Genomic DNA, 18,320 nt, shown 5'->3' on the forward strand with positions numbered 1-18,320 from the left:
GTTTTCTCAGGAAGTAGTCATGGACAAGAAACTGGTATCTCTTTTAATCGCAGGCACACTAACATCAACGGCATGGGCTATGGCACCAAATACCGATCTGAACTTAATGCCTTATCCTCAAATGGTGGAATTGAAACAGGGCAATGTTGTTATCGATAAAGACTTCAGTATTTTTATCAAAGGGTACAATTCAGAGCGCGTTGACGCGACGGCAAAACGTTTTATCACTCGCCTTGAGCGTCAAACGGGTTTACCGACTCTGAATTGGCAGGCTGAAAGCGCGAGTGAAGCGACTTTGGTTATCGACATCGATGATGCGCCTAAAGCAGCGATTCAAGATATCAATGCTGATGAGTCTTACACCTTGAACGCACAGAATGGGCAGATTGTTTTAAAGGCGAATCGTCCATACGGTGCGATCCGTGGTATCGAAACCATTCTTCAACTTGTCAAAACGGATGCTGTCGGTTATTCGGTACCAGCAATTTATATTGAAGATGAACCTCGTTTCCGCTGGCGCGGTGTCTCTTATGATACCTCTCGTCACTTCATTGAGATGGAAGTGATCCTGCGTCAATTGGATGCGATGGCTTCAGCGAAAATGAACGTGTTCCATTGGCATATCTGGGATGACCAAGGTATCCGTATCCAACTGGACAACTACACCAAGCTTTGGGAGAAAACCACGGATGGTGATTACTACACTAAAGATCAAATTCGCTATGTCGTTGACTATGCTCGTGAGTTAGGTATTCGTGTGGTTCCTGAGATCTCACTTCCTGGTCACGCTTCTGCAGTTGCTCATGCTTACCCTGAGCTAATGTCCGGGATGGGGGAGCAAAGCTACCCACAACAGCGTGAATGGGGCGTATTTGAGCCGCTCATGGACCCAACAAATCCTGAGCTTTATACCATGTTGAGTAGTGTCTTTGATGAAGTGGTCGAACTCTTCCCTGATGAGTACTTCCACATCGGCGGTGACGAGCCAAACTATAAGCAGTGGCAAGAGAACCCTAAGATCCAAGCGTTTATCAAAGAAAATAATCTCGATGGCGAGCGCGGCTTACAGTCTTATTTGAATGCGAAAGTAGAGAAGATGCTTGAAGATCGCGGCAAGAAGATGACGGGCTGGGATGAGATCTGGCATAAAGATCTGCCAAAATCCATCGTGATTCAAAGCTGGCGCGGGCATGACAGTATTGGTCGTGCGGCGAAAGAAGGCTATCAAGGACTTCTCTCTACGGGCTATTACCTAGACCAACCTCAGCCAACGAGCTATCACTATCGCAATGACCCAATGCCTCATGGTATTACGGTCGACGATACGTTGCATGAAGGCGAGCGTTTCGTTAGCTATCAGTGGGAAAAACCGCGTACGAAGGGCGGTCCACGTAAGGGGTTGCTCACTATCATTCAAGCTAAAGATGGCAGCGTCAGAGCGTTTACCGACTACAACGGTAAGTCTCGTACTGAAGTCGAAATTCTTGAGTACACGCCAGGAGAGAGCTTCAAGGGGCATTTTGACAACTTTATGTCGTATACCGAGTTTAACCTGAAGCTGGCTGGTGACAAGCTTGCAGAAGGGAGCTATCAGCTTATTGGCAACGTGCGTTGGCCAACCACGGGTGAAATCGTGGCTTCTTCTGCGCAGCCAGGCTCGACTATACCTGAGCCAAGCGGTGGTTACCCAGCCGAGTTAACTGAAGACGAGCAGTCGCTCATTCTTGGTGGCGAAATCACCGTCTGGGCTGAAAACATTAACTCTCAAACTATGGAAAACCGTATTTGGCCGCGTAGCTACGCCATCGCTGAGCGATTCTGGTCTTCAGAAGAGCTGACAGACGAAGCAAGCATGTATAAGCGTATGCGCGCTATCGACAGTTGGTCGGAGATCTCTCTGGGGATGCGCCATCACGCTGACTCTAGAGTTATGATGCAGCGTTTAGCGAATGGCGCCGATGTAACGCCATTACTGACACTTGCTCGCTATACTGAGCCTGCGCAGTACTACGCTCGCAACTGGGAGAAGTGGATTCAAACGGAAAATCACGGTGATCTTTATAATCAACATGAACGCTTGAATCGTTTCGCTGATGCACTGCCTGTTGAGAGCTATGCTGTGTATGAAATGCGAGATCTTGTAGAGCAGTTTGATAAAGGTGATAAGCAAGCGCTCTCTGCTTTAAAACGTCACTATCAGACAGTTTTAAACGCTGCGACCGCTGCTGAACCTATCTTCGCAGCGAACGTCGCATCTGTTGATACAGTCGCAGTGACGAAAGCAACGAAGAAAATCGCGGAGTTAGGTCTGACTTTAGTTGCTAAGGCGCAAGCTGGAGAGGTTATCTCTAAAGCAGATACGAATGCATATCAAGGGATGATTAACGAGTCGGCGATCATCATAGACGAAACCATTGTTGCCATCGTTAAGCCAACGGAAATGTTGTTGGAAGCTCTTTCAGAATAGATCATAACTAAATCACAGAGCTGATTGGTCGAATGCCGAGTGTTGCGAGTAGCAATACTCGGCTTTTTTATGAATACGCCCGTTCGGTATAAGCTGATAACTACTGCTTATCAGCCTAATAACGACAAGTGAATTCCTTGCAACACGTCAAATCGGTATTCTCTCCGGCATAGAAACAACCACTGCGAGATTACTGCTATGACTTTTACTAAAACTTCTCTTAAATCATTATTTGCCGTTACGACACTAGCTTTGCTTGCTGGTTGTTCGTCACCTGCTTTCGATAAGGAAAACGAGAACGCAGCACGTAATCGAGGCGCAGCTGGTGGCGCACTATTAGGTGCAACGATGGGCGTTCTAACGGGTGAACCTGATCTTGCAGTCAAAGGAGCAGTAGCCGGAGGTGTTGCTGGAGGTGTTGCCGGGTCGATGAAAGATCTAGAAGACTCTCGTGAAACTGGTCGTACGGAAACTCTGGCGGATGGTATTAAACAGGATAACCGCAGCGATGCTGAAAAGCGTGCAGATGAGCTTGAGGCTGAAATTCGTATTCGTGAGTTAGAGCAAAAGCTAGCAGAAATGGAGAAAGCGCAAGAGTCCCAACCTGGTCAGCAAGGGTAATAACTCGCTAGTCTGTTTTAAACGCCAAGACTAAATAACGTGCAAAGAAAAGGCCGATTGACAAGTCAATCGGCCGAAAACAGTGTGAACAAATCGGTTCACTAACAACGTCAGTTGGCTAGGTGACTTCAAAAAGAAGTCATAGTTTATAAAGCATGATGTATGCCAACTTTTTCAAAGTCTATTCTCCCTCTTTTTGTGCTCCAAAACACACATCAAGCCCTATTAATTCCAGTTTGCAAATGCATTACGCAATTATTTTGCGAAATGCGAATTATATAATTATCAACAGAGTGTGATTTCATATGAATTTACGATAAGAATATGATGCTTTTGTGGCAAGTCAGGATAATTTTGGCTAATTTTAAGTCTGTAGTTCCGTTTGAATTCCGTGACTGAGCTATTCATAGGGACGCCCCGAGAATCATGCCAAGGAAAAAGAGCACATGCAGCCAGCGCCAATCCCGTTTGATGATGACTACCGTCTCAAAGTCGTTAAACAGTTAAATATTTTAGAAAAACCTGAAGAACGTTTTGATAGGGTCACTCGACTGGCAAAGCGAATGTTCGATGTAGATATCGCACTTTTGAGCATTGTTGAACAGGATAAACAGTGGTTTAAATCTAATGTCGGTCTTAATGCTCAGGAAACAGGGCGAGGTGAGTCTTTTTGTGGGCATGCCATATTAGGTGACGAGCCGTTCATTATTCCAGACGCGTCGGTTGACGTAAGGTTTAGTGATAATCCTCTTGTGACTGGAGCGCCAAATATTCGATTTTACGCTGGAGTGCCTCTCAAGATTGACGATGGAGTGAAGATTGGCACTTTGTGTATCATAGATAGCCAACCTAGACACTTTAGTGATCAGCAAGTCAATGATCTTATCGACCTAGCAAAGCTAGCGGAGTCTGAGCTCGTTGCGAACCTCAACTCTACGATCGATGAACTCACGCAGATTTCTAACCGCCGCGGCTACAACCTTTTGGCTGATAAAGTGATCCAAAAATGTCGTTTTGCCACTGAACCCTACACCCTAGCCTTGTTTGATTTAGAACATTTCAAACAAATTAATGACAGATTCGGACACTCTGTTGGTGACGAAGCTCTGCGCCAGTTCGCAAAGCTTTTGAAATCGAATTTTAGAGATTCTGATGTTATTGCAAGGGTAGGAGGCGATGAATTCGTCGTATTAATGTCAGGTACAACGGGGAACGACTCGAAGTTTCCTATTACGCGGTTTAAAGAAAAGGTAGAAGCGTTTAACGAAACGAGTAGTGCAGTATATGAACTTGGTTACTACGTCGGTGTCGTTTGTTGCTCTCCTCTGGATAAAGTCGATCATGAAGAACTAATAGAGCTAGCAGATAAGGCGATGTATATGAATAAAGGCTCTTGCTATTGAGCCTCTAAATAGCGATGGAGTGCTTTTAAAGAAGGGTAATGCAAATCCGCTCCATAACTTGAAGACAAGTCTTCTGAGTTGGATATATAGCAGCTCAAACACCCAGCGTTTTGTGCGGTAAGCACGTCGTATTGATGGTCGCCAACGTACAGAACGCTGCCTTTCTCCAAGCTCCATTCCTTCATTAAATGAAACAACGCGGTTGGATCTGGCTTTGCTGGGAAGTCTTCTCTGGTGATAAGTGTTTCTACAACAAGTTTGTGCTCTCGAAGTTTTGTTTCCGCTGCTTCTCGGCAGTTTCGGGTAATGATGCCAAAGTGCATGTTCCTCGCCAACAGCCAATCAAGCAGACCTTGTGCACCACTCATTAGGTTGCTCGACTTAGCGTCGTTAATCTCATGCTCTAAGATAACGTCGTGCCTAATCTTGCGCTGACTGTCGCACTCGGTTTCGGCAACATGCGTTAGCAGATCTTTACCGTTTGGACAGTCAATCTCTTGCCTCAACAATTCAAAATTGATATTTGATGATACTAGGGTGTTGTCCAAGTCAAATACAACAGCTTTAATGGTCAAGTGCGTGTCCCTTCAGTGGTTAGCATCTCTATGTAGATATATTAGATGACTTTAGCTTAGCCTTGTCGGTTTGTTGTGTGTTTTTGTCTAATATTCTGATCGCTTCATGAATATTGACTTCTACGAGGTTTATTAGAGATTGGACTTCCTCCAAAGCCGGTAATTTGTCCAATTCTAAAGTGCTCTGAAGTTGCTCGATTTTGTCTACCACTCGATGTAGAGAGATCGGGCGGCACTGTTGCAAAATGATTTCCAGCGTTTCATTGAGCAGTTTTATATCTTTTGCTGAGTAATTGGAAATGATCCGATTCAAGTGCTCTTCCCCAATATCCTTAAACTCGGCGACTTGCTCATAAGTGATTGGATTTCCATCTTGAATCGATTCCATTCGCAGTTCGGCTTCTGTAGCGGTTGGCAGATCTGGCTGCGTTAAATCATGTCTAATAAGCTCAACGACACTTGAATTAGACTCCGTTTTAGGTGGCATAACTAAAAGGTGGCGATAGCGCTGAAGTGCATCAATAAAACTCTCTTTTTGCAGGGGTTTAGTCAAAATATGATTAGCGCCAGCGGCAACAAAGTTATCGTGTGCTTCTTTAAAGACATCGGCAGTACAACCAAAAATTACGGTTTCTGATTTGAGTTCTTCACGGATAATTCGCGTTGCTTCTATGCCATCCATAACAGGCATATGATTGTCCATAATGATGAGGTCGTATGAGTTTTCCTTAACCTTATCAACGGCAACTTGTCCATTTTCGGCAACTTCTACATCATGTCCTTGTTTTTTACAGAATGTTTTAGCGACCAGTGCGTTAACTTTATTGTCTTCGACTAATAGAATCTTCAGGGATTGCGCGAGCGCTTGGTCATCAAGTGATACATTGGCTTTTGTTTCTGCCTGAACAGGCTCGGCGTGCTCTAGCTTGAATGAGACGGTAAAAGTACTTCCTTTGCCTACGGTGCTGGTTACGGTTGCGTCGCCTCCCATGATTTTCGCGAGCTTTTTAACGATTGCGAGACCTAGACCCGTTCCACCAAACTTCCTTGTCGTTGATGCTTCTGCCTGAGTAAATGGATCAAATATGCTTTTCAATCTTTCTTCTGGAATGCCGACGCCAGTGTCTTCTACAGAGATAGTAAGTTGTTCTGAATGATCGGTCTTTGTTTCGCCTGTGAGCGTCACTTTAATATGGCCGGAGGCAGTGAATTTGACGGCGTTGCCCAACAAATTAAATATGACTTGTCGAATTCGAGATTTGTCGCCGCGGTAGCTCTTTCCTTTATCGAGTCGATTATCAAGCTCAAACCCAATGCCTTTTTCTCGGCAGATTGAAGAGTAAGTGCTGACAATGGGTGAGCAGAGTTCTTCTACGGCGAAGTCAATTGATTCCAGCTCGAGTTTACCTTCCTCTATTTTTGAAATATCGAGTATGTCGTTGAGGAGTGACAATAGATGATTACCTGATTCAAGCAGTATATGTAACTGCTGTTTGTGCTGTTCTTGCGTGACAGAGGATTCGAGAATTTGAGCCATCCCAAGGATGCCATTTAGTGGCGTCCTCAGTTCGTGGCTCATCGTAGCGAGAAAAGTAGATTTAGCTCGATTAGAAGCATCTGCGTTTTCGACCGCGAGTCTTAAGTCACTTTCAAGACGTTTTCTTTCGCTGCTATCTCTCTCTACTGCTATGAATTGTTCAACTTGATTACTCAAGGTTTTAATTGGGGTGATTGCAATATCTATCCAATAAGGGGTTCCGTTTTTATGGTAGTTGATGAGTTCTGACTGAACGGCATTACCTTTTCTTAAGCTCGCAGATATGCGTTGAACTTCCTCTTTTGACGTTTCTTCTCCCTGTAGGAAACTGCCCGGCTTTTGACCAATGACTTCATCTAGTTGAAAGCCTGACAAGCGCTCGAACGCAGGGTTTGCCCAAGAAATATGACCTGACTTATCTGTGATAATGATAGCGTCACTTGCGTGCTCGACCACTAATGCCAGATGCGAGCGCTCTTTTTCTTTGGTAAACAGTTCACGATTGAGTTTGGCTTCTCTGTACTGCTGTATCCACTGACGCCAGTATATGTAGCCCGCTAGAAAAAGAAACAGTAGTACTCCGGAGATAATGACATTTCGTTGTTGGCTGGAAGAGCGGTCTAACCAATAGGTATTCACATCGTTAAGTAAAGTGTGTATCTCACTATTTAATAGTGCTTGCTTGTCTTGGTCTATCTCCGCACCAACGCGGTTGTTGAGCTTGATATAGCTATCTATCGCCATAACCACATTATGTGTTTTGATATCAGAGGGTAGATCTTGGCGGCCAATGCGGTTATCAAAGTACTGGTAGATGCGAAGCTTGTCTTGCTCTGAAAGCGTCGTGGAGAGAAGTTCGTTTTTAAGCTCTTGAAGCGTGTTCGTTGAGTATTCAAAGGATACTTTCGCACTAAGAAGTCTTTCAAGACGTTGAGTAAAACCAAGAATTTCATTTTTGATGTGTCGACCGAACAATACTGCTTCATTGGGAACGGGGCTGAGCCAATCGACGTAACTCTTTTGATTGAGTGTTAGGTTGTCATAGAGATGATTGGCTTTAAGCTCAATATCCACCAACTCATTCGAGAAGGTGTCGTAGGTTTTATTACTGTTGTACTCAAAAGAGTATATGTCTTCGAGAGAGCGGGTAATGTTGTGTGATAGGTTTAGGTAAGATTTCTGGTATGCATCACTAACTCGGCTGTTGGCGACACTTATGATCAACCAAATAGCGGATAGCACGATGGCAAGCTGGTAGAGCGCCTCGACGCGCCTTCTGGATAGTATTCTATGGCTCATGGTAAAAGCTCCTCAAGAATGGGAGGCGGTGGTGCGGTAAGAGCATTGAGAAATGCAGTGAGCTCAAGGATGGTTGTCGCATCGAGGTCGCGACCGAGTTGCACTCTAGCCATGGTAACTATGGCCGATTCTAAGGTTTGAGCTCTGCCGTCATGAAAGTAAGGGGCGGTATTGGCGACGTTTCTTAGGCTGGGAACGCGAAACACGCCTTTGTCTGACTCGATGCCTGTGACGTTGTAACGACCGAGGTCTTTCTCTAGCTCGCCAGTGCTGTTTACGTTGCCAAATTTTTGAAACAGGTTACCACCTACATTGGTACCTTGATGGCAAATAACACAACCGAGATCCTGGAACTTTTTCCAGCCGTTCTGTGCTGCTGCAGGTAATGCGCTTTTGTTTCCATCCAAATATTGGTCGAATGGCGCATCGGGTGTGTCTAGCGCCACCATAAAGGATTTGAGGGAGGCTTTTATATTTGCCTCGTTGATCTTGCCTTCAAAGTGTTTCGAGAATTTATCTTTGTAGTCCGATACTGACGATACATAGTCGCTAATCTTTTGCCAGTTGGTATTCATTTCAAGCGGGTTGTGTACCGGACCATCCATCTGTGATTCCAGGCTTGATGCACGACCATCCCAGAAAAAACGTGAATTGTGGGCGATGTTAAATACTGTAGGAGAATTCCTTACTCCATTGCCCTTCACGCCTTTAGATACCTTAATATCTTCCGCACCGTTGGTAAAAATGTGATGGCACGACTCACAGCTTACGCGTCCATTAGAGGAAAGGTTAGGATCAAGAAATAGCTGCATACCTAACTTGGCAATAGCGAGTTCATTAGGCGTTAACTGCACAGGAGGAATGGGGGAAACAAGTGCCATAGCGCTTTGATTTACAGAGCGACTCTGACCTTTTATTGTTGACGAAGTATGGGCGTTCGGTGACGTAAAAGTGAGAATAAGGTACATCGCAAGCACCAGTATTACACCTAAAGAAATTATCCACCTTATAATGACGATGTTCATAAAATGTTTCATGTATATGGAATTCATGTAGCAGTATGGGATACTTATTCACCATTTCAATAAAAGGTAAAAAAACGCAAAAAATAGTGAACTCGTCGGCATTTCGTGGTCTTAGAGGAAGTTTCTACGTGCCACATTGCTTAATTAGTGGCTAATGCGTTTTATAAAGTTATGTTTTTGTGTAACGTTTGTTGCTTTTTGCTACGCTTAATGTAACTTGTGAAATAGCGTGTATTCGATCTCGTTAGCCAAATATTGTATTGGTTTTTATAAATTTTTATTGGGTGGTTGTTATGAAAACTCATTTACGTGCTCTTACTCTGGCAGCAGCGATTGGCGTTGCTTTGACCGGTTGTAGCCCAGAGCCTGAAAAAACAGTCGAAGCGCCTGTAATTAGGCCAGTTAAAACTGTCGTTATCGGTTTAGAAAACCAAAGTATGATCCGCGAATTTCCAGCGCGTGTGCTAGCTTCGGATCGTGCAGATATGGCTTTCCGTGTCGCTGGCAAAGTAAACAGTATTCCTGTGAAAGAAGGGGACAACGTCAAGAAAGGGACTGTCCTCGCTACACTGGACGACACAAACTTCAAACTTGCCGTTCGCGATACGCGCGCAACCTTGCAAAGAACTCAAGCTGACTTCAAACGTGCGCAAGAGTTGATTAAAGATAACTTCATCTCTCAGAAAGACTTTGAGCAGTTGCGTGCTAACTTAACGCGAGCAAAAGCAGCTTACGATAAAGCCAACACTGAGCTTAGCTACACCAAACTTTTAGCGCCTTTTGACGGTTTCGTCGCTCAGCGTGATATTCAAAACTTCGAAAACGTTGAAGCGAAACAAGTGGTGTTTACATTCCAGAACCTAAACACCCTTGAACTGAAGTTCAATGTTCCTGAGAAACTTGTGCGTCAGATTCGCGATGAGCAAGCAGAGGATCCTGTTGAGATACCGGTTTTTGCTTATTTCGACGTTGCTCGTGAAAAGCCATACCCAGTAACAGTCACTGAAGTATCCTCAAAAGCAGATTCAGATACTCAGACGTTTGAAGTAACGGTTTCTATGGAAGCGCCAACAGACCAGAACATTCTTCCAGGAATGACAGGCTATGTAACGGCGGACTTCTCTAAGTTGCAAGAGACTTCAGGTTCAATTCAGGTACCCGCAACCGCTGTAGTTAGCGACAACGCTCACAATGCGACAGTCTGGGTAGTACAAGAAGATAATACTGTTGCACCAAAGCCTGTTGAAGTATCAACCATGTCTGGGGATCGCATCACAATTCTTTCTGGCCTAGAGATGGGCGAGCGCATTGTAACGGTTGGTGTGCCATTCCTTATTGAAGGCATGGAAGTCAGCTTGATGCCAGAGATCGATCAAGCGCAATAAACCACTGTGACTCAGCAAGAAGAGAAGTTATATGAATTTAGGTGAGTATTCAGTTAAGAATAAAGTCAACAGTTGGCTATTAGTCCTGTTGATGACCATTGGCGGTATCTTAGCCTACTTTGAGATGGGTAAACTTGAGGATCCAGCGTTTACTATCAAAGAAGCCAAGATTATTACCACTTATCCAGGCGCTTCGCCTCAGGAAGTGTACGATGAGGTAACGTATCACATCGAAGATGCGGTACGTTTGCTTGGTCAAGTTAAGCGCATCAAGCGCTCAGTGACTCGTGAAGGTCTCTCGGACATTACCATCGAATTTAAAGATGAGTATACCTCTGCCGAAATGCCGGGCATTTATGATGAACTTCGTCGTAAGATCGCTGATAACAAGCATAAACTGCCTCCAGGTGCAGGTGAGCCGCAAATTATCGATGATTTTGCCGACGTTTACGGTGGTTTCATGGCGCTTAACGGCGAAGGGTATACTTATCGAGAGCTAAAAGATGTTGCTGACAATCTTAAGAAGCAGCTTGTTCTCGTCCCTGGTGTGCGTAAAGTCTCAATCGATGGCGACCAAAAAGAAGTGGTTTACGTGCAGATGTCTCGCACGAAAATGGCTGAACTTGGCATCGATATGGCGACGATTGAAAATCTCCTTCAATCTCAGAACTTGGTATCTGATTCAGGTCGATTCCGCGTTGGTCCAGAGTACATTCGTATCGAGCCAACGGGCTCGTTCAAGCATGTAAGTGAAATCGAAGATCTGCTTATCTCAAGTAACGATAAGAAGCTCATTCGCCTCGGTGATATTGCTAAAGTTACACGTGAGTATGACGACCAACCAAGCAAACTTATCTACTTTAACGGTAAGCCGTCATTGACCGTTGGTATCTCAATGCTAAGCGGCCGTAACGTAGTCGAAGTAGGCGCATTGATCGAAGACAAGCTAGCGAGCTTGGAAAACCAGATCCCGCTTGGGATGAACCTAGACATCATCTACAACCAGCCTCAAGAAGTCGATCAATCGGTAGCAGGTTTTGTGACCAATACGGTTGAGGCTCTAATTATCGTAGTTGTGGTACTTCTTGCCTTTATGGGACTTCGTGTAGGTCTTATCATCGGTGCAGTACTGATGATTACCGTAGCAGGTACGCTGGCGCTAATGCATCTGTATGGCATTGAACTGCAACGTATCTCGCTTGGTGCATTGATCATTGCTCTCGGGATGCTGGTGGATAACGCCATCGTTGTCGCCGAAGGTATGATGATACGGATCAAGCGTGGTATGCCTGCCATGAAAGCGGCCGGTGAAGTGGTTGGTGCGAATGGTTGGGCGCTACTCGGCGGTACTGCGGTTGGTATCCTTGCGTTCGCGGCGATTGGTATGTCGCAGAGTAACACAGGTGAGTTCACTCGTTCTCTATTCTACGTAATCCTCATTTCGCTGTCTTTAAGTTGGGTAACGGCGGTATCTACAACACCACTGTTGTGTGCGCTGCTACTCAAGAAAGATGATAAGAAAGAAGGGGAAGAGGAAAAAGATCCTTACGCTGGTGCTGGTTTTGTTATCTACAAAGGCATTCTTAAGTTCGCACTCAAGCAGCGTGTGCTAACTATAGGCGTCATCCTTGCGATGTTCGTGTCTGCCGTTTGGGGCTTTGGTTTCGTTAAGAATGCCTTCTTCCCGAATGCGAATACGCCGATGTTCTTCGTAGATATCTGGGAAGTTGAAGGAACGGACATTCATCAAACCCGCGACGATACTCTCAAAGTTGCTGAGTTTATTCGTGGACAAGAAGGTGTTGAATGGACAGCGACCTTTATTGGTGGTGGTGCATCTCGTTTCTCGCTGGTATATACACCACAAGACTCAACTAAAGCTTATGGGCAGATCATTGTTCGTACCGAAAACCGTGAGATGATCGCGGATCTTCAAACGAAAATTGATCAGTTCATGACGGACAACATTGAAAGTATCGAGCCGAAGATTAAGAGTCTTCGTATCGGTCCTGGACGTGACTCTAAGATCGAAGCTCGCTTTGCAGGTCCGGATCCTGAAGTTCTGCGTGACTTATCGTCTCAGGCTGAAGCGATTATGCATGCGGATCCTGGCGCGAAAGAAGTACGTAATGACTGGCGTCAACCAGTTAAGCTCATCAAGCCTATCTTTAACGAACAGGTAGCACGCCAGTTAGGTGTGACGAGAACTGAGCTTACTGCGTCACTGCGTGCGGCTAGTGAGGGTACTCAAGTCGGTATCTATCGCGATGGTGTGCGTTTGTTGCCAATCTACTTCCGAGCGGATGCAAGTGAGCGTCAAGACGTATCTCAGTTGATGGATGCCCAAGTATACAGTCCTGTACTTGAACGCACGGTTCCAATCGCTCAGGTAGTCGTTGGTTTTGAGACGGTTTGGGAAGATGCCATGATTCGTGGTCGTGATCGACTCACAACCATCATTGCATCAGCTAACCCAACCGGTGAGCTAGCAGCACCGCTGTTCGAGCGATTGAAACCTCAAATTGAAGCGATCGAGCTACCACCAGGCTACACGATGGACTGGGGTGGTGAGTATGAAGACTCTGCAGAAGCACAAGGCGCACTATTTAGCGCAATTCCTGTGTCATTCATCATGATGATCATTGTTGTCGTGTTGCTATTCGGTAAGGTTCGTCAGCCACTGATTATCTGGATCACGGTGCCACTTGCGATTATCGGTATCACAGCGGGTCTACTGTTACTTGATGGGGCTTTCGACTTTATGGCGCTACTGGGTGCGTTGAGTCTGATAGGTCTGTTGATTAAGAATGCGATCGTACTCCTCGAAGAAATCGACATGCAGGCAGAAGAGAAACCTATCTACGATGCGATTATTGATTCTTCGATCTCTCGTATGCGACCGGTTATGCTGGCGGCATGTACAACGATCTTAGGTATGATCCCTCTGCTAAGCGATGTGTTCTTCGTAAACATGTCCATTACGGTGATGTTTGGTCTTGGCTTCGCGACCGTTCTAACACTGGTGTTTATCCCAGTTATGTACGCGATTCTGTTCAAGGCTAAGAACCCAGCCTAAAAGCAATCTCGTAATTAAATAAGAAAAACCCAGGAGTGAACCTGGGTTTTCTATTTTTTGCGTTTAAGAATAGCTAAATGGAGTCACTTAGCTACATAGCCTTAACGCCGGTCTTTTCTTCTAAGAAGCCAGTGAATGCCATCCAAGACTTCTGGTCTGCATCCTCACGGTAGCGATCTGAGCCAAATACGGTGAACGCATGCGGTGCACCGCTGTAGGTAATCATCTCATGTTTAACGCCGCTCTCTTCGAGCTCAACCGCTAAGGCTGCAAACTGGGACATCGGGATTGCTGAATCAGCCGTGCCGTGTAAAACCATGATTGGTGCCTTAGTTTGTGCATAGTTTTGGCCTTCTGGCGTTTTCAAACCGCCGTGGAAGGTCACAAAGCCCCTTGCGTTCATACCTGCGCGTGCTGATTCTAACGCTGCTGCACCGCCGAAGCAGTAGCCCATGACAACCGTATTGTCGAGATTGCCACCTAGCTTACCAGCTTCCGCTAATCCTGCCGCCATTAAGGCTTGGAGTTTATCGCGGTTTTTGTAGAGCTCGCCAGTATGCTGCCTTTTGTCTTCAACTTTTGTTGGGCGGACATCTTGCCCGAATAAATCCACAGCAAAAACGTTGTAACCCATTTCGTTGAGCATTTCTGCACGCTTTTCTTCATATTCGGTCAAACCGTCCCAATCATGTACTAAGAGTACGAGCGGAGCGGTATTGCTCACTTTAGCCCAGTAGCCTTCATACGGTTCGCCATCTACGTTGTAGATAACATGCTCGCCCGCTAATGCGACAGGCGCCATTAATGCTGCACAGACGGTAAGTCCTTTGAGTGTTGTTTTCATTGTTTTCCCTTTTGTCTGACATTTGTCATCAAAAGCTTAGTACGTCTTGAAATGCTTTATGGATGAATTTGCGAGAAATTTTTCTATTTAATTTATCGATTTTTTCTCAATGGCTTAGGTGGCGTTTGGGATATTCAATTAAATGATTGGACTGGCGGCCAAGCGTTAGCGCTTCAAACCATTCAGTGTATACTGGTTAATGAACTGTATACATGGATGTTGTTAATGTTAAATCACCTTATTAGTCAATGCTTAAGGCGTACTTCTTTCCTCTCTTTACTAGGACTTTTGAGCGTATCTTCATGGTCTGCTATCGCGGCAGAATATAAAGACCATGTTGATGATAAAAAATCCAAAGTAGATAGCACTAGTAAAACCAATGAGGAGAAGCAAGGGTTTATCGCCTTACCCATTCCAATGTCAAACCCAACGCTGGGTACAGGTGTGCAGTTAGTTGGGCTCTATATGCATGCTAAAGAGCCTGGCTCAAAAGCTCATAATGACACATCCGGCATTATCGGCATGTATACCTCTACCGAGAGTTGGCTAGTTGGTGCATTTCATGACGGGGCATTAAAAGACGACTCAGTGAGATACACCGGTGGGATTTTCCATGGTGATCTGAAACTCAAGTACTATGGGGACGGTAACGATCCTATATTTGCAGGTAATCCACTCAAGTACGACATGAAGATGAGTGGCGTGATGTTACGAGCCCTGTTTCAAGTCTTTGATTCCCATTGGTATATAGGTCCCCAATACAACTATATGCAAACCGACATTAACTTTCGTGAATTGAATGAATTTTGGCCTGAGGAAGAACGGGTAAAATCTGGCGGTCTTGGTGCCGTCATACACTACGATACTCGTGATGATAACTATTACCCAACTGAAGGTTGGTATACCCAGTTTAGCTATATGGATTACGGACAAAATTGGGGTGGGGATGGTAATTACAATATAGGCAAGCTATCGACAAGCAACTACTGGAGTGTCAGAAATGACTTAGTCATTGCTTCTCAATTAACCGGAATGACCAGTGGAGGTGATGTCCCGTTTTATGAGAAACCGACACTTCAAATGCGAGGCTTTAACCATGGTCGCTATAGAAATGACAATATCGTGCAAGCGCAGTTCGAGGGGCGTTGGACGTTTTTGGAGCGATTTGGTCTAGTTGGTTTTGTTGGGTTTGGTAAGACCGCCGAAGCGGAGCAAGATATCTTAAGCCAGAGTACCGTCGTGACCAAAGGCGTTGGCCTTAGGTGGCAGCCCGTCGAGCAAAAGAAAATGAACATCCGACTTGATGTCGCTCGAGGACCGGAGGAAAGCACACTTCACTTATCCGTGGGTGAAGCATTCTAGAGATTGCGTAAAGGGGGCATAAGCCCCCATTAGTTTGAGTGCTAAACGGTCATTGGTACTAAGACTAAAGTGCCAAGAATCACCGTAATCAAACCCGCTATAACAGGTACAGACGTACGTTTTACAACCTCAAAAGGCGAGATCTGTGCCATCCCCGATGTTGCAACAATAACACCTGAAACCGGTGAAATGGTTCGACCCAAGTTCGAAGCTTGAAGCATAGGGATGATAAGAAACGCTGGGTTAAGTCCCATTTTTGCTGCGAGTGATGGAGCGAGCTCTACAAATGCATAGAATGGCGCGTTACCTGAGCCAGTGGCGATGGCTGCGGCAACAGTTAGGCCCGTTAGGATAAGCATAAGCGCGATACCGCCAGCCCCGGCTTTGTCCGCCAGATGCAGTAGGTTATCGATAGCGCCAATAGACATCAGACCTTGCGCAAATACACCCGCCGCGACCAATAGCATGACAACGCCTTTGAATGCGTCTGCCATACCTTGGTAACAAGACTCGAGATCTTCCAATGTTTGTTTGCCATTGAAGCGTTTGGTCACGAAATCAACAAGCGCGCCCAGGAAAATAGAACCTACCACAATAGTATAGATGTCGAGAGTTAACCCCGGGATTGTACGGCCGTTGAAAAGAAAAACACCGATAATTGGTAGGAAAGGCAGCACACAGTAAAAAGCTGGCGCGTTTACTTCCATCTCAGAGACATCAACGCGCTCCATTGGTGTATTGTCTTTCTTGTCTAGGTATTTGTTCCAGAAAAAGGCAGCGACTGCCATGACAATAATAGCGCAAATAGAAACCGGTAAAACGGTTTGTACAGCAAACACATCCAGCGCCAAGCCGGACTTCTCTGCAGCAATCACAACATCACCAGAGGTTGGCGATAGGATAATCGCTGCAGGAGATGCACAGACCGCGACAGCTGCCGGACGAGAAATCCCCATAGCGGTCATCATAGGAAAGAGCGTTGCCATTAGGAGGACGCCTAGACCAGTGGCTGAACTCACAGCCAAAGACATCAGACAAGCCACGATGTATGCCGCAACCAGCAGCACGTATGGAGAGGTGATGAATGACAGAGGCTTTGAGAATTGTTTAACGACAACGTTATTCGCGCCGATGTGCGTCATGTAAGAGGCAAAGCCACACAGCAACATGATTTGCATGCCCAAGCCTCCACCGCGGTATTGAAGCATGTATTTCACGTATTCCAGTGCATCGGTGACCATATTCCCGGTCGACGTAATCTTTGCAGGCAGTACAGTGTGCCCCAAAATACCGGTGAGTAGCAGCAGGAAAATCCCTGCTGTTAGCAACACGCCAGCGGGCTTATAGCCTTTAACAATAAAATAGCCCACGGTGATGGTGACGACTAGGCCGATCATCAGTTCTAACATAAATCTCCCCTGATACTGTTAAAAAGTTCGTCTATTTATTTCTAAATGTGTCAGGAACTGTACAGATAAATGTTTTGTAGCACGAGTGCAGTACGGCATATTGATGATCTAGAACAAACAATATTTTCATATGAGAAAATGGTGTATCTAACTGGTTAAATGATGTATTTCCAGTTGTTAATATTGTTATTATTTTATGGTTTGAATATTTTAACTGGCTCACATGTGGGCTTGAGTGAGGCTGAGCTCTATTTTTAATGGTTTGAGGTGGTTGGCGGCCAAAGTGGACATTTAATTGCTTCTAGTTTCTTGTAGCACTGACTGAAAATTGAGAAGTGCGTTGTTTAGGCTAACAATAGTTGCAATTTGCCCATCAGCGAACACAATATAGAAATATACTCAATACGCGCGCAACCTATGTATCACTCTTCTATAAATCTGCTTGATATTCGTGCTTTTGTTCTTGTGGCAAACATGGGTAACTTTACTAAGGCTGCTGAGGCTCTTGGTGTTTCTCGTTCCCACGTTTCTCGTCAAATTCAGTCACTTGAAAAACAAATGGGCGTCAGTTTAATCATTCGCACCACACGTTCGATGAAGCTCACTGATGCTGGATTGAGCTTTTTGTCGTCCTGCGATCAAGCTTTGCATACGATAGATAAAGCAGTACATACCGCAGTCGATGATACTGAGACGATTCGTGGCAATATCAAGATCAACTGTGTTGGAGGCTACTTAGGAGAAGAAGTGGTCGCTGTGGCTGTCGCTCAGTTTCTAAATGCGTATCCTGATGTCACTATAGAATTAGATTTTTCCAGCCATCGTGTTGATTTACTGGAAGAAGAGTTTGATCTCGCCATTCGTATGGGCGATCTTGCCGATGCGAGCTATGTAGCCAGACGTTTGACGACTATCGAGATGCAAACCCTAGCAAGTCCAGTATACCTAGCAAACAACCCAGCACTGACACATCCAAAACAGCTAAAAGAGCATAAGTGTATTACAGGGTCGGTGAAAAAGTGGCATTTTGAGCATATTCACACCGCCGAATCTATCGAAGTACCTATTGAAAGCGCTCTGAGCTGTAAAAATGGTCGGGTATTGGTAAATGCAGCAAAACAAGGTGTGGGGTTAATTAGAGTTCCAGCCGTGTACTGTGAAGAAGAGATTCGACAAGGTGTACTTGTGCCAGTGTTTGAGGATTGGCGTATACGAGATGTACCACTTTCTCTCATCTATCATAAAGATAGATTTCAGCCTAATCGGATCCGAGCCTGTGTGAACCATCTTATCGAAGCCTTTAAAGATACATAGAAC

12 protein-coding genes are annotated in these 18,320 nt (G+C 45.2%); 7 read left to right on the forward strand and 5 right to left on the reverse strand.

Translation table 11 applies throughout. From position 1 onward, the window contains the following. Positions 1-19: 19 nt before the first annotated feature. The 3 genes from LY387_RS21970 (at position 20) to LY387_RS21980 (ending at position 4,491) form a co-directional block, all read left to right on the forward strand. Complete coding sequence (locus LY387_RS21970) at positions 20-2,467, forward strand: family 20 glycosylhydrolase (protein ID WP_234496332.1); 2,448 nt, start codon at positions 20-22, stop codon at positions 2,465-2,467. A 198-nt stretch (positions 2,468-2,665) separates the two neighbouring features. After that, positions 2,666-3,088, forward strand: a complete 423-nt coding sequence (locus tag LY387_RS21975) for a glycine zipper domain-containing protein (protein WP_234496333.1) — start codon at positions 2,666-2,668, stop codon at positions 3,086-3,088. Positions 3,089-3,534: 446 nt separating this feature from the next. Continuing rightward, positions 3,535-4,491, forward strand: coding sequence for a sensor domain-containing diguanylate cyclase (locus LY387_RS21980; RefSeq protein WP_234496334.1), 957 nt, complete (start codon positions 3,535-3,537; stop codon positions 4,489-4,491). On the opposite strand, the gene LY387_RS21985 is transcribed toward LY387_RS21980, so the two are convergent. The 3 genes from LY387_RS21985 to LY387_RS21995 are packed head-to-tail and all read right to left on the reverse strand — an operon-like array spanning position 4,485 to position 8,783. Then, complete coding sequence (locus LY387_RS21985; protein ID WP_234496335.1) at positions 4,485-5,066, reverse strand: HAD family hydrolase; 582 nt, start codon at positions 5,064-5,066, stop codon at positions 4,485-4,487. The genes LY387_RS21980 and LY387_RS21985 overlap by 7 nt on opposite strands. Before the next feature lie 28 nt (positions 5,067-5,094). Then, the gene (locus LY387_RS21990; protein ID WP_234496336.1) at positions 5,095-7,902 is read right to left on the reverse strand and encodes a PAS domain-containing hybrid sensor histidine kinase/response regulator; all 2,808 of its coding nucleotides are present in this window, start codon (positions 7,900-7,902) and stop codon (positions 5,095-5,097) included. Further along, positions 7,899-8,783: a cytochrome-c peroxidase gene (locus tag LY387_RS21995; protein WP_234496337.1), complete on the reverse strand. Its 885-nt coding sequence runs from the start codon at positions 8,781-8,783 to the stop codon at positions 7,899-7,901. Before LY387_RS21995 ends, LY387_RS21990 begins: the two co-directional genes overlap by 4 nt. Before the next feature lie 437 nt (positions 8,784-9,220). Here LY387_RS21995 and LY387_RS22000 point away from each other — a divergent pair, with 437 nt between their 5' ends. Further along, a complete protein-coding gene (locus LY387_RS22000) occupies positions 9,221-10,312 on the forward strand; it encodes an efflux RND transporter periplasmic adaptor subunit (protein WP_234496338.1) in 1,092 nt (363 codons plus the stop codon). A 31-nt stretch (positions 10,313-10,343) separates the two neighbouring features. Next, positions 10,344-13,388, forward strand: coding sequence for an efflux RND transporter permease subunit (locus LY387_RS22005; protein ID WP_234496339.1), 3,045 nt, complete (start codon positions 10,344-10,346; stop codon positions 13,386-13,388). Between the two features lie 91 nt (positions 13,389-13,479). Here the strand turns inward: LY387_RS22005 and LY387_RS22010 are convergent, their stop codons facing one another. Next, a complete protein-coding gene (locus LY387_RS22010; RefSeq protein WP_234496340.1) occupies positions 13,480-14,232 on the reverse strand; it encodes a dienelactone hydrolase family protein in 753 nt (250 codons plus the stop codon). 288 nt (positions 14,233-14,520) lie between these two features. Here LY387_RS22010 and LY387_RS22015 point away from each other — a divergent pair, with 288 nt between their 5' ends. Continuing rightward, a complete protein-coding gene (locus LY387_RS22015; RefSeq protein ID WP_234496341.1) occupies positions 14,521-15,594 on the forward strand; it encodes a BamA/TamA family outer membrane protein in 1,074 nt (357 codons plus the stop codon). Between the two features lie 41 nt (positions 15,595-15,635). On the opposite strand, the gene dcuC is transcribed toward LY387_RS22015, so the two are convergent. After that, complete coding sequence (gene dcuC, locus LY387_RS22020) at positions 15,636-17,003, reverse strand: anaerobic C4-dicarboxylate transporter DcuC (RefSeq protein ID WP_234496342.1); 1,368 nt, start codon at positions 17,001-17,003, stop codon at positions 15,636-15,638. 417 nt (positions 17,004-17,420) lie between these two features. Between dcuC and LY387_RS22025 the strand changes: the two genes are divergently transcribed. Next, positions 17,421-18,317 (forward strand): LysR family transcriptional regulator, encoded by an 897-nt coding sequence (locus tag LY387_RS22025; RefSeq protein WP_234496343.1) that lies wholly within the window; start codon positions 17,421-17,423, stop codon positions 18,315-18,317. Positions 18,318-18,320: the final 3 nt, after the last annotated feature.

Origin of the sequence: Vibrio maritimus, from assembly GCF_021441885.1 — a bacterium.
GTDB lineage: Bacteria > Pseudomonadota > Gammaproteobacteria > Enterobacterales > Vibrionaceae > Vibrio > Vibrio maritimus_B.

Bases quoted from the DNA above. Each gene is read 5' to 3' on its own strand.
- LY387_RS22005 (WP_234496339.1), top strand. From the start codon at position 10,344: ATGAATTTAGGTGAGTATTCAGTTAAGAATAAAGTCAACAGTTGGCTA.
- LY387_RS22025 (WP_234496343.1), top strand. From the start codon at position 17,421: ATGTATCACTCTTCTATAAATCTGCTTGATATTCGTGCTTTTGTTCTT.
- LY387_RS22000 (WP_234496338.1), top strand. From the start codon at position 9,221: ATGAAAACTCATTTACGTGCTCTTACTCTGGCAGCAGCGATTGGCGTT.
- LY387_RS22010 (WP_234496340.1), bottom strand. From the start codon at position 14,232: ATGAAAACAACACTCAAAGGACTTACCGTCTGTGCAGCATTAATGGCG.
- LY387_RS21980 (WP_234496334.1), top strand. From the start codon at position 3,535: ATGCAGCCAGCGCCAATCCCGTTTGATGATGACTACCGTCTCAAAGTC.
- LY387_RS21995 (WP_234496337.1), bottom strand. From the start codon at position 8,783: ATGGCACTTGTTTCCCCCATTCCTCCTGTGCAGTTAACGCCTAATGAA.
- dcuC (WP_234496342.1), bottom strand. From the start codon at position 17,003: ATGTTAGAACTGATGATCGGCCTAGTCGTCACCATCACCGTGGGCTAT.
- LY387_RS21975 (WP_234496333.1), top strand. From the start codon at position 2,666: ATGACTTTTACTAAAACTTCTCTTAAATCATTATTTGCCGTTACGACA.
- LY387_RS21990 (WP_234496336.1), bottom strand. From the start codon at position 7,902: ATGAGCCATAGAATACTATCCAGAAGGCGCGTCGAGGCGCTCTACCAG.
- LY387_RS21970 (WP_234496332.1), top strand. From the start codon at position 20: ATGGACAAGAAACTGGTATCTCTTTTAATCGCAGGCACACTAACATCA.